At 48.5% G+C, this 12,688-nt stretch carries 6 protein-coding genes; 4 read left to right on the forward strand and 2 right to left on the reverse strand.

What is annotated here, in order from left to right; genetic code table 11:
• Window positions 1-100: 100 nt before the first annotated feature.
• The 3 genes from HQN79_RS04530 to HQN79_RS04540 all read left to right on the forward strand — a co-directional run bounded on the left by HQN79_RS04530 (window position 101) and on the right by HQN79_RS04540 (window position 5,541).
• Entirely contained in the window at window positions 101-2,974 is a 2,874-nt protein-coding gene (locus HQN79_RS04530) for a UvrD-helicase domain-containing protein (protein ID WP_173284511.1), read from the forward strand.
• Between the two features lie 82 nt (window positions 2,975-3,056).
• On the forward strand, window positions 3,057-3,470 hold the full coding sequence (locus HQN79_RS04535) for a DUF2726 domain-containing protein (protein WP_173284513.1): 414 nt from the start codon (window positions 3,057-3,059) through the stop codon (window positions 3,468-3,470).
• A gap of 316 nt (window positions 3,471-3,786) precedes the next feature.
• Window positions 3,787-5,541 (forward strand): methyl-accepting chemotaxis protein, encoded by a 1,755-nt coding sequence (locus tag HQN79_RS04540; RefSeq protein WP_173284515.1) that lies wholly within the window; start codon window positions 3,787-3,789, stop codon window positions 5,539-5,541.
• Here the strand turns inward: HQN79_RS04540 and HQN79_RS04545 are convergent.
• Window positions 5,538-6,941: an MBL fold metallo-hydrolase RNA specificity domain-containing protein gene (locus HQN79_RS04545; protein ID WP_173284516.1), complete on the reverse strand. Its 1,404-nt coding sequence runs from the start codon at window positions 6,939-6,941 to the stop codon at window positions 5,538-5,540. The genes HQN79_RS04540 and HQN79_RS04545 overlap by 4 nt on opposite strands.
• Window positions 6,942-6,956: 15 nt before the next feature.
• Complete coding sequence (locus HQN79_RS04550) at window positions 6,957-9,680, reverse strand: cation-translocating P-type ATPase (RefSeq protein WP_202984513.1); 2,724 nt, start codon at window positions 9,678-9,680, stop codon at window positions 6,957-6,959.
• A 468-nt stretch (window positions 9,681-10,148) separates the two neighbouring features.
• Here HQN79_RS04550 and HQN79_RS04555 point away from each other — a divergent pair, with 468 nt between their 5' ends.
• Window positions 10,149-12,668, forward strand: a complete 2,520-nt coding sequence (locus HQN79_RS04555; protein WP_173284518.1) for a putative bifunctional diguanylate cyclase/phosphodiesterase — start codon at window positions 10,149-10,151, stop codon at window positions 12,666-12,668.
• Window positions 12,669-12,688: the final 20 nt, after the last annotated feature.

Genomic DNA, 12,688 nt, shown 5'->3' on the forward strand with positions numbered 1-12,688 from the left:
TAGTGCAAGCAAACTTGGTTGCACGGTCTCTGAATCTTTAAGAAACCGGTAGCGATGCCGGTTTTATTCTTTCATTTGTATATCTTTTATCGGTCCCAGATTGAATACTCCCGTTATTCCTCGTGAAACTCACCTTGAAAATGCCGCTTTACCGTCGCTTTTCAATCATAAGCTGCGTATGGCATTGCAACCGGACGGATTACAGATTGAAGAAGGTACTCAGACAACGCTGATTCCTTATATGCAGATAGGGCGGGTCTACCGCAGTGTCGGTTTGATTTGGGATGAGTTGCGGGTCACGACTGAACAGCGTGTTTACCGTCTGGTTCATCTTACTTCTGCCGACAGTCAGCAGTTTATAGAGCTTCTGCAATATCTGATCCGTCAGGCGCTCAAGCAATCTCTGCTAGAGTTGAATGCGAGTCGCTGTGAGCAGTTACAGCAACAGCTTCAGTCACTTGCGCAGGGTGATCGTTATCTGAGCCGTTGTATGTTGCAGGATCTGTTACAAAACTTTGCCGATAATGAAGATTTAGACGGAGTGCTTTCCCATCCGTTTTTCAGTGAATTGTCCGCAGGCGACTTTTCCGTTCAGGAAAAAGAGCTGTGGCAGCAGGTCTCAATTTTGCAGGGGCTGCTTGTTGCCGATTCTGAGTGGATTCGTCAGCATAACCGCAAATTTATCGACCAGGAAATCGAGCGTTATTCAGAGCTGTTTTCCCAGGTAGAAAGTTATCCTTTAACGCCGGAACAGATGCGGGCAGTGGTTACGGAAGAGGATCGCAATCTGCTGATTGCTTCCGCCGGTTCAGGGAAATCTTCAACTTTGGTGGCCAAAGTCGCTTATCTGTTGGAAAAGGGATTAGCCAAACCGAACGAGATTTGCGTTCTCGCTTATAACGAAGAGGCGGCAAGCAGTATTCGTCAGCGCATAGCGCAGATGCAATTGAAATTAAATTTACACAGTGATGGCGAAAGCTTAAGTGCAAAGGTTTATAGTGCAACTTTTCATGCTTTGGGATTGGCAGTTATTCGCAAACAGCAGGGAAGTGCGCCGACTTTATCGCCTATGGCCGGTGCCGGTCGAGTACAGATGCTGAATTACTTTCAGCAGAAAATTGAAGAACTTCTGCAGGACGAGGATTTTTCTCACGCCTGGTATGACTATCTGGCGATTGCCAAAAAGCCGCGCCCGAATCTGTTTGCTTTTGCGACGCAGAAAGCCTATTACGATTATTTGGCACAGATGGGGGCAAGCTACGCGCAAACCAAAGAAGGCAAGAAACGACCGTTATTTACCGCTTTGAACGGGATTAAAGTCAGTTCGATGGAGGCGTTGAGTCTAGCGAACTGGTTGGTGGCACAGGGTGTTCAGTTTCTTTATCTGCATCCGATATCGGGATCGGATAACCGCAACGCCATCGCTGATTTCTATTTCCCGGAAGCAGACCTGTATCATTTTCATTTTGCACTCAACGAGCAGAAACAGTGGCCTTCGTTTCTAAGCGATTACGCTAACTTTATTGATAAACGTCGTAAAGCGGCTAAACGTTTCAAGGTCGATGTATTTGAAACCTACAGTTATCAATTCGATCAGGGAACTATCTTTACCGATTTGAAAGAGATACTTGAAAAAGCAGGGGTGAGTTTTTCGCCTCTGTCCAATCAGGCGTTGGCACAATTGGTTAACCGGTTTTATAAGCCGGAAGAGGATTTGGCGATTTTTGAAGCCTTTTTACGTCATTTCAAGGCAAACGGCGGTGATATCAGTGCATTTGATCATAAATTAAGTTTTCAGGAGGTTCAGGACCCGATCCGGACCACGTTGTTTCTGGAGGTCTTCGCTAAGCTCTATCAGGCGTATCAGGATGAATTGGACGCTTACGGGCAGATCGATTTCAACGACCAGATTAATCTCGCCTGCGACTACCTGGAAACCCAGCAGTTTAAACATCCGTTCAAATATCTTCTGGTTGATGAGTTTCAGGATATTTCCCAGGATCGTAAGCGTCTTTTGCAGGCGTTACTCGAGCAGGAGCCGCAGTGTAAGTTGCTGGCTGTCGGCGATGATTGGCAGTCGATTTACCGTTTTTCCGGTGCAGATATCGACATCATGACGCATTTTTCTCGTCATTTCGGCCCTAGTTCCCTGAATTATCTGACGCAGACTTTCCGTTGTTATCAGGGAATTGCCGATGTTGCTGCGGCGTTTGTTCAGGAAAATCCGGACCAATTACGCAAACAGGTTTCCGCTCATGCCGATATTCAGGTTGACCAGGTGCATATTGAAGCTTACGAATCGGAAAGCGAGCAGCTTGAATTGGTTCAGAATACTCTTTGGAAACTGCAGCAGATGGCGCAAAAACGAGGCTTAACCCTGAAAGTCTTTTTACTGGCGCGCTACCATCGTCAAAAGCCGGATAATTTGGCGAATTACCAGATGCGATATCCTGCTTTGCAAATCGAATTCAAATCGATTCACGCCTCGAAAGGACTGGAAGCCGATTATGTGATTCTGATGGGATTGGAATCCGGTGCCTACGGATTCCCGAGCGAGCTTTCTGACGATGCGCTGCTGCATCTGGTTATCCCGCAACCGGAATCCTTCCCGCATGCAGAGGAGAGACGTCTGTTATATGTTGCTCTGACGCGTGCCAAACGCGGCGTATTTATTCTTTCCAGCGCAGCAGATCAGTCCGAGTTTGTGCATCAGTTGGGCAAAATAGAGCGTGTCCGTATCAGCGAAAAACTGGTTGAGGTTGAGTTGTGTCCGAAATGTCATAGCGGAAAACTGCAGGAGAGGCGAGGGCAGTATAGTATTTTTCTCGGCTGCTCTCATTATCCGGCGTGTGACTATACGGAAAAGAAAGTATGCCCGAAATGCGAAGAGGGGACTATGCTGGCCAGAGAATCTGATCATGGAAGGTTTTATGGTTGTTCAACTTATCCGGAATGCGATTATATTGATCAGTAAAATTGCGAAATCTATATTTGCCGGACATTTTGTATTAAGATTCTAGTCAGCCTGAAAATATCCCATAACCGGCGGTGAAGTGATGAGACTGAGTACAAGCTACAAAGCAAAAAAACAGCTGTTGAGCGGCAGCGAAAGCCAACTTTATCAGCAGCTAAAAGAAATCGGCGGTACGGACATGCATGTCATGCCGAAGCAATCGCTTGACCATCTGATCGAGCCGAATATTAATCAGTGGGAGCGCAACAGCGGCTGGGAATCTTTACAAGCGCAGATTCGTGAACATGTGATCGATTTTGTTATCTGTGACAAAGAGTGGAATATTATCTGCGCAATTGCCTACATCGACAGCAATAAGAACGAGCGGGTCGACCCGGTTGTGATCAACTCGCTCGACAGTGCTTCAGTTCCTCTGATTACGCTCTATTCACATAAAGACTACACTTCCGACGAGCTGGCCGATTTTATCGCGCATGAAGTACAAAGGGTTCTATAACCGCATTTGTCTTTGGGGTTGGAGAGTCCGCATTACAATATCTTCCTCTTTTTACGGTTACCGCTGCCAGCGTTAACCGCGCTTAACTCATCTCAATATTGTTTTCTTTAACAGCTAATCCTTATGGAATAAAGGGTTAATAGTCTATAAACTATATCAATGACATGGGCTATACACTTTAGTCAATATGCGTTTACAAGCCACATCGCAAGATACGCTCAATCGGGCGTGATATAAATTGTGCTGGTGCTGTCTTACTTCTTTACCGTTTTTTTTGCCGCCTTACCGGTTACACCGGCATCAAAGGGATTTAATCATGTTCAACGCCAAGTTCAAAAATCAGATTCAATTACTGCATAAGCAGACGAATGATCAGCAGCAGATATTAAATGCGTTGGATCGAGTCATGGCGACCATTGAATTTGATCTCAACGGCAACATTATCAATGCCAACGAGAATTTTTTGCATACGGTCGGTTATACGCTGGAAGAAGTACGCGGGAAACATCATCGTTTATTCGTTTACGACAAAGAGGCGAGTTCGCCTGATTATCAGCGGTTCTGGCAGCGCCTGGCTCAGGGAGAGTTTATTACCGGCCGTTTCAAGCGAAAAAATAAGCAAGGGGAAACCGTCTGGCTTGAGGCCAGCTACAACCCTGTTGTGGACGAATCAGGCAAGCTGGTGAAATTTATCAAGTTCGCGACCGATATTACCGATCAGGTCAGAACGGAATACGAAGCCAAAGCCCAGATCGAAGCGATTCACAGGGTTATGGCAGTCATCGAGTTTGATGCACATGGCAATATCCTGACTGCGAACGACAACTTTCTCCAAACCATGAATTACTCGCTGCAAGAGATTAAAGGTAAACACCACCGTATTTTTGCGCTGTCAGAGTTTGCTGACTCCGATGCGTATCGCGATTTCTGGAACAGGCTCGCCAGAGGAGAGTCTTTTTCGGGCACTTTCCAGCGTATCGATAAGAATGGGCAAGAAGTCTGGCTGGAAGCGAGCTACAACCCGATTCTGGATCCTGACGGTCAGGTCTGTAAGGTGATTAAATATGCCTCGGACATTGGTTCCAATCCGAACAGTAAACTGCTGGATGCAGTCATTATGGATGCCTCCAAGGTGATCGAATCTGTTTCCAACGGTAATCTTACGGTCAAGATGGCGAGCCACAGGCTGGATGATCCGACCATGTACGATAAAAATATCGAACTGCTGAATCACAGTATCGAAAATATGTGTCACAAGCTGAGCGGGGTGATACAAAGCGTGGATGAATCTGCTGGGGAATTTGCGGTGTCTTCGAGACAGATTGTGAGCAGTTCGCAAAGTCTTAATCAACAGGTTCAGGAAAGTGCATCGCGTTTGCAGCAGACTTCGGAGTCGATGAATCAGACCAATCACGCGATCGAAAACAGTTCCAAAGAGGCTTCGGCGGCTGCGCAGATCGCCGCAGATGTACAGAGCCAAACCAAGCAGGGCGTTCGAGTAATGAACGATACCGTGCAGGCGATGGACGCGATTCAGGAGTCGAGTAAAAAGATTTCCGAGATCGTCAGCCTGATAGACGGAATTGCTTTTCAGACCAATCTTCTGGCGTTGAATGCGGCAGTCGAAGCCGCTCGTGCCGGCGAACACGGACGCGGTTTTGCCGTGGTGGCCGGTGAAGTTCGCGCCCTGGCGCAGAAGTCGGCCGAAGCGGCCAAGGATATCAAAAACCTGATCGAAGAGACGGTTCAGCGTGTTAACGAAGGGAGTTCGCTGGCGAACGAGTCCGGCGAAATGCTGAATCAGATCAACAGTTCGATTCAGGAAGTTGGCGATAAGATCCAGCAGGTCGCACGAAATGCGGTTTCCCAGGCACAGGAAACCGAGCTGGCGTATCAATCCCTGCTACAGGTTGAACAGATTATGCAGCGCAATGCCGAGCTGGCGAGCGAGAGCAGCGAGTCGGCGCAATCAATGGCGCAGGGCGCTGACGAATTGAAAAACGAGATGGCGTATTTTCAATACACGCTAAACGAACCGGCCAAAGCCCTGCTTTTACCCCGCTTGTCTTAAAACACTACGGTTTCGCCGCTGGTTGGAATCAATGCCGACCAGCCATGCTGCTGGAGTGCCGAACGGAAAACGTTTTTGGCGCTCGTCTCTCCATGAACCAGATACAACCGCGGTTTAGGTTCTTTAAAGGTTGTCAACCAGTTGATCAGTTGCGCTTGCCCGGCATGCGCCGAAAAACCGCCCAAAGTGTGGATCTGCGCTTTGACGGCAATCTCCTCCCCGGCCACTTTAAAGGTTTTGGCTCCTTCGACCAGCGCCCGTCCCGGGGTTCCCTCGGCCTGATAGCCGACGAAGACCACATGGGTTTTGCGGCGCCAGAGGTTGTGCTTGAAGTGATGTCGGATCCGGCCGCCATTACACATACCGCTGCCGGCGATAATAATGGCTCCGCTGCTGATTCGATTCAGGGCCATAGACTCTTCGGTCGTCACTGAATAACGCAGAATGGGCAGAAAGTCATGCAGGCTCTGCTGTTGCGATCCGCTTTGTATGGTGGCCCGGTCTTGCGCATTATAGAGATTCTGATAACGCTGATAGATTTCGGTTACGGCGATCGCCATAGGGCTGTCCAGATAGATTGCCTGATGGCCGACTTTACCCTGATGATAGAGTTCGCCGAGGCGGAAAATGATCTCTTGAGTTCTTCCGACGGCAAAAGAGGGGATCAGCACATTTCCTCCGTACAGCGATGACTCTTGGATAATTGCTTCAAATTCATCCAGAGTTTCGTCCATCGAGCGATGATTGCGATCGCCGTAGGTCGATTCGAGCAGCAGTATATCTGCTTCACTGACGGTTTCCGGGTCCTTGAGAAGGGCTGCTTGTGAATTGCCGAGATCGCCCGAAAAGACCAGTTTTTTCTCTTGCTCGCCTTCGCGAATGTACAGCTCGACAATGGCAGAGCCCAGAATGTGCCCGGCATCCAGAAAATTGACTTCAATGCCTGCGGCAATTTCTACCCGTTGATGGTAATCCAATCCGCGGCACAATTCTAAGGTTTGCATGACTTCCTTAAGGCGGTACAGCGGAGTAATTTCCTCTTTTCCGGCGCGCTGCCGACGTTTGTTTTCCCACTCGATATCCTTTTCCTGAATGGCCGCGGAATCTTTAAGCAGTACCTCGATCAGTTCTCGACTGGTCCGGGTTGTATAGATCGGTCCTTTGTACCCTTGTGCGACCAGCACCGGTAAGCGACCGGAGTGATCCAGATGCGCATGGGAAAGAACGATGGCATCGATATCGGCAACATTGAATGGCAAAGGCTCGCTGTTAGCCAGTTCTTCTTCGCGGCTTCCCTGAAACAGCCCGAAATCGAGCAGAATGGTCGCGTTCGAAGTTTTAAGTAAATAACTGGAACCGGTGACGCCTGCGGTTGCGCCGTAAAAGGTTAGGGTGGCCATAAAGATCTCCTCAGTTCAGTGAACGCTTGTTGAAGGCGGAATTGTCTTGTCGGACGCGAAGCGCCGATGAAACCATTTTTCCAGCTCGACGATAAACAGGATTGGAAATGCGGACAGCACGATCACTAGCCAATCATGCAGTGGGAGCGACTCCAGTTGAAAGAGCGACTGGGTGCCGGGGTAATAGGTGAAGCCGATTTGCAACAGAACCACGCCAACAACGGCGGCTATGGCAGGTAAACTTCCCTTGAAAAACTGTCGGTTGAAAATCGAATCGGTCAGAAAACGGCAATTAAAAAGATAAAAGGCTTCGATCATTACCAGGGCATTGACCGCCACGGTTCTGGCAAAGTCGATGGATTCGCCATGCAACAGATAGTAGTTAAATAGAGAAAAGACAATTAGTGCCCCCAACGCTCCGACCATAATCAACCTGAGCAGAAGAGCGTAGGTGAACAGTCTCTGATTGTACGGGCGAGGCTTTCTCAGCATGATGTTCGGTTCCGAGCGTTCGAACGCTAAAGCCAGTGCCAGGGTAATGGTGGTCACCATATTGATCCACAGAATCTGCGCGGGGGTGATCGGCATGACGCTGCCCAGAAATATTGCCGTGACAATGACCATCGCCTCGGCCAGACTGGTGGGCAAAATAAAGATAATCGATTTGACGATATTGTCATATACGGTGCGCCCTTCGGCGACAGCGCGGGTTATGGTCCTGAAGTTATCGTCGGTAAGTACAAAGTCTGCGGCTTCTTTTGCCGCATCGGTGCCTTTATGGCCCATGGCGACGCCGATAGCGGCTTTTTTCAGGGCCGGTGCATCATTAACGCCATCGCCGGTCATGGCAACAATATGTCGGTTCTGCTGAAGCGCAGCAACCAGTCGTAACTTATTGGCCGGACTGGTTCGCGCGAAGATTTGCGTTTTTTCAACCTGTTCGGCCAGTTCCTGATCGCTCTGACGGTCGATATCCTGGCCGGTCATGATTTGACGACTGTCCAGTCCGAGTTCCTCGCCGATTGCCGCAGCGGTGACCGGGTTGTCTCCGGTAATCATTTTGACGGTGATTCCCGCCTGATGGCAGAGTCGAACACTTTCGATCGCTTCAGGGCGAGGTGGATCGCTGATGGCTGCCAGACCGACCAGAACCAGATTGTGTTCAACGTCTTTGTGCTGAAGCGTCTCGGGTTTGTGTTCGAGGTCTTTATAGGCCAACGCCATAACGCGCATGCCATTATGTGCAAACTTATCCATCGCTTCTCGCCATTTGGCTTCATCCAACGGAACAATATTCTCGTGCCGCATTTCATATTTGGCGTAATCGAGGAGTTTTTCCGGCGCACCCTTGACCATTAAACGGATTGTGCCTTCTTGATTGTGGTGCAAGGTGGCCATATAGCGCTGTTCGCTCTCGAAAGGCAGTACATCGATTCTGGGCCATTGCTGTTGCAAGTTTGCCGTATCGAGTCCGTGTTTCGCTGCCAGCGTCAGCAGGGCGCCTTCGGTTGGATCGCCGTACATTGCCCATTCGCCCTCTTTGAGCGTCAGGCTGGCTTCGTTGCAAAGCATGCCGATGGCACCAAGCAGGGTAAACGCCGAATCCTGATTCATCAAAACTTTGTCACCATTATCAAGTCGTTCGATATAGCCTTCCGGGGAGTAGCCTTCCCCGTGAACCCGATAGGAACGATCCGGCATAAAAACTTCACGAACCGTCATGGCATTGCTGGTCAGGGTTCCGGTTTTATCGGTACAGATGACGTCGACCGAGCCAAGAACCTCCACTGAGGGCAGACGCCGAACCAGTGCTCGGTTGTCAGCCATTCTCTGAACGCCGATGGCCAAAGATATGGTGACGATGGCCGGCAGACCTTCGGGGATGGAAGAGACGGCGATGCCGATGGCCGCTTGAAACATTTGCGCCATATGAAAGTCGTGAAAAAAGATACCGAACAGGACAGTGAGCGAGGAAAACAGAATGATGCCGGCGGTTAATTGCCGAGCGAAACGCGACAACTGCACCTGCATTGGTGTCGGGGAGATCTGCACACGTTCGACCAGTGTGCTGATTTTACCGATTTCGGTGGCGTTTGCCGTTTGCGTGACCAGGCCGCGAGCGAAACCGTGGGTGACCATGGTGCCCATAAACGCCATATTTCCTCGTTCCGCCAAAGGCGTGTCGGCTTCCAGAGGGCGCAGATGTTTACCGCTCGGTTGGGATTCCCCGGTCAGGGCGGATTCGTCGCAGTGCAGATCCCGGTTGAAAAAGAGCCGGATGTCGGCTGGAACCCGGTCTCCTGCCTGCAGCACAACAATATCACCAGGAACCAGTTCAGCGCTGTCGATCGATTTCAGAATTCCCTCGCGGATCACCATCGCCTGGGTAGTGGTCATGGACATAATGGCCTGCAACGCGCTTTCAGCCTTGCCTTCCTGAATGAACCCGACCATGGCATTGATGATAACTACGCCGAGAATCACTCCGGCATCCACATAATGTTGGAGATAAAAGCTGATCAGCGCGCTGGCCAGCAGGACATAGATCAAAACATTATGGAACTGTCTGGCTAATCGTAACCACGCCGGTTTAGGTGGTGCCATCGGCAGCCTGTTGTAACCGAAATCCGATTGTCGTTGTTTGACATCCTTTTCACAAAGCCCTTGTTCTGAAGTTTCATAGGCATGAAATAGTTCGGAAATCTGCTGTGTATATTGAGTGTTAGGGACGTCTTTCACCTGAGGCTCCGTTTTGTATCGAGAAGGCCTTTACTGTTGTATGCCTGTGAGAAGAGTTTCATTTTATGCGTAGTTCGCTATTGTAAAGTTGATGTAGATGACTTTTAGGTATACATAGTTTTACCGATCGGTATGAATTAATCGCTTAAGAAAATGAATAAAAAATCCGCTCATACTCGGAAACCCGCACGGATCGATAAAAATGGATTTACAATTGTAGAACGCTTGCTTTTCAGGTACTCATTACCCCTGTTAAAAGAGGGTATTTAAATCTTTTATCTTGAATGATTAGTTAGGCTATTAGAATACCCCTCAATCGATAAACGGAATTCCATGCCAAAAAAGTTTTCCGGATCCTTCTGCAAGCGAATGCCCTTGCATAAAGTTGTAATAAAGAGCGCCGCGTTGGAACCGAAATGAACCCGCGCCATAAAAATTAACCAAAGCCCTGTGACTAAAGAAATGAGTATGTTGCTCCGAAACACTGCTGGCCTTCCCAGTCTTCGAAAACGCTATATCTCCCTGACGATATTTCTCGGGTTGTTTGTCGCTTCCCTGGTGGCATTCGGTTATTTTCAGACATCAACCATTAAAAATGCGGTTTCAAAAGGGTATGAAGGGGTTTTGCAGGAGCAGGCTAACCTTGAAGATGTCCGAAACCATCTTCTGGTGATCAATAAAGATATCAATCTATTTCTGCTTGATCCGCAAAATGAAAACCTGATTAAAGAGATTGATTCCTATACCGAAAAGTCGCTTAAGAGCTTGAATCAGTTGGTTAATTCCCAGCATGAGTACCATGTGGAATTAGAGGATAAAGTCAATCCGATTATTGATTACTTTGAAAAACTTAACCGCGAAGTTAAACGCCTGATCGAATATCGGCTTGATATCAACAAGCAATACCCCGCTATGGCAATTTCCGCGAATGAGATGGAAGGGCAGCAAGATGAGGTCAATTCGGGGTTCGAGCTGCTGATTATGGAAATCGAATCCGGCAGTTTGGAATTGAAATCGACTGAACTCTATCCGCTTTTGCTTAAGTCGCAGACACTGTGGAGCAAAACGATCTCTCAGTCACGCATTTATATGGCCAATCGATTGGCTTCTTTCACTACCGGGATTCTTGAACAGCAGGGACAGAGTCTGGCAGACATGTTTCTGGTTTTCGAGAGCAATATCCGCCGACTCAAAGCGCTCTATAGCAAGGAAAACAGCTTTGAGGGCACTGCGATACTTGACTCGATTCAGAAAGTTTCCGAAGCCTGGTTTGTCAATTTTCTGGAAATGCGGGTCATCTCCGAAACCGGTCAGTGGCGTGCTGATACGGTGATTATGAGAAACAGCGTGTTCCCTTTGGTCAATGAGATTACTCAGGGATGCAACGATGTCGAAGCGATCATCAAGCGTGAAAAGCAGTTTCTGGATGAAGAATTATCTCGCAGTGACGATTCGTTTAAATACCTGATTTACGGCATTATTGCGCTGTATCTGATTGTTATCAGTTCCATTCTGATGTCGATGGAATGGAGTATCTTCAAGCCGATTGAGCGGGTCACTCAGGCACTGAGATCGCGTGCTTTCGGTATGGATATGCCGAAAATCGAGACCACCGAAACCGAAGAGATTGCGCGTCTGATCGAAGCCTTTGTACAGATGGATGAAGAGGTTACGCACCGCCAGAATGCGCTTGAACATCAGGCGATGCACGATCACTTGACCGGGCTTCCTAACCGTTTTCTATTGAATCAGCGCATCGAGTATCAGCTTCTCTCGGCGGAGCGGCAGCAGGGGAGTTTCGTGCTGTTTGTGATGGATTTGGATTTCTTTAAAGAGATCAACGATACCCTGGGCCATGCTTCGGGCGATAAACTGTTAATCGAAGCATCCGAGCGAATCCACAAACTGATCCGTAAATCCGATACCTTGGCGAGATTGGGGGGCGATGAATTCTCGATTCTGCTGCCGGATATGCATAAACTGCAGGCCGGGGAATTGGCCGAACAAATCATTGAGCAGATCGGACAGCCTTTTGAACTTAATGGGGAAAAGGTGAATGTCAGTATCAGCATCGGGATTGTCAGTTACCCTGATGACGGATTGAATGCCGAAACCTTGTTGCAGTATGCGGATATGGCGATGTATGCGGCCAAACGTAAACGAATCGGCTACTCGCGATATGATTCCAGCGAGAATATCTACAGTAAAGAGCGCTTGACACTGGTCGGGGATCTGATCGATGCGTTGGAGAACGATCAATTCGAACTCCATTATCAGCCTCAGGTTGCGGCGGAAAACGGTCGTATTTGCGGAGCTGAAGCGCTGTTGCGCTGGCAGCATAAAGAGCACGGTTATGTTCCGCCGGACAAAATTATCGAAATGGCCGAAAGGTTGGGAATTATCCATAAATTATCGCTTTATGTTTTAAGAAAGGCGATTGCTGAATGCCGTCGCTGGCACCAGCTCGGCAGCGACGTATCGGTTTCGGTGAATCTGTCGGTTCGTGATCTGGCCAACGAACAACTGTGTGCCAAAATTCGGGAATACCTGAACGAATTTGCACTGGATTACCGCTATCTGACGGTTGAGATTACCGAAAGTGTGATGATGGAGAATCTTGCGCTTTCACTGGGGCAGCTCAAGAAGTTGAATAAACTCGGAATCAATATTTCGATCGATGATTTCGGAACCGGTTTTTCGTCTCTGGCCTACCTGAAACGCTTACCGGTTAACGAACTTAAAATCGATAAGTCGTTCATTATGGAAATTGATGAAGACGAAAACGATCAACAGATCGTCAGTTCAACGATTAATCTTGGGCATAGCCTTGGCCTGAAAGTCGTTGCGGAAGGGGTAGAAACACAGCAGGTGATGGATATGATCAAAGACTTCGGCTGCGATCAGATTCAAGGATATTTTATCAGTAAACCCTTGCCGGCCAAGGCCTTCAGACAGTTGCTGAAAAATGCTTCCCGTAATGTTTCCTGATCATTGAGTTACGCCACGCT

This window comes from Thiomicrorhabdus xiamenensis (assembly GCF_013282625.1).
Taxonomy (GTDB): Bacteria; Pseudomonadota; Gammaproteobacteria; order Thiomicrospirales; family Thiomicrospiraceae; genus Thiomicrorhabdus; species Thiomicrorhabdus xiamenensis.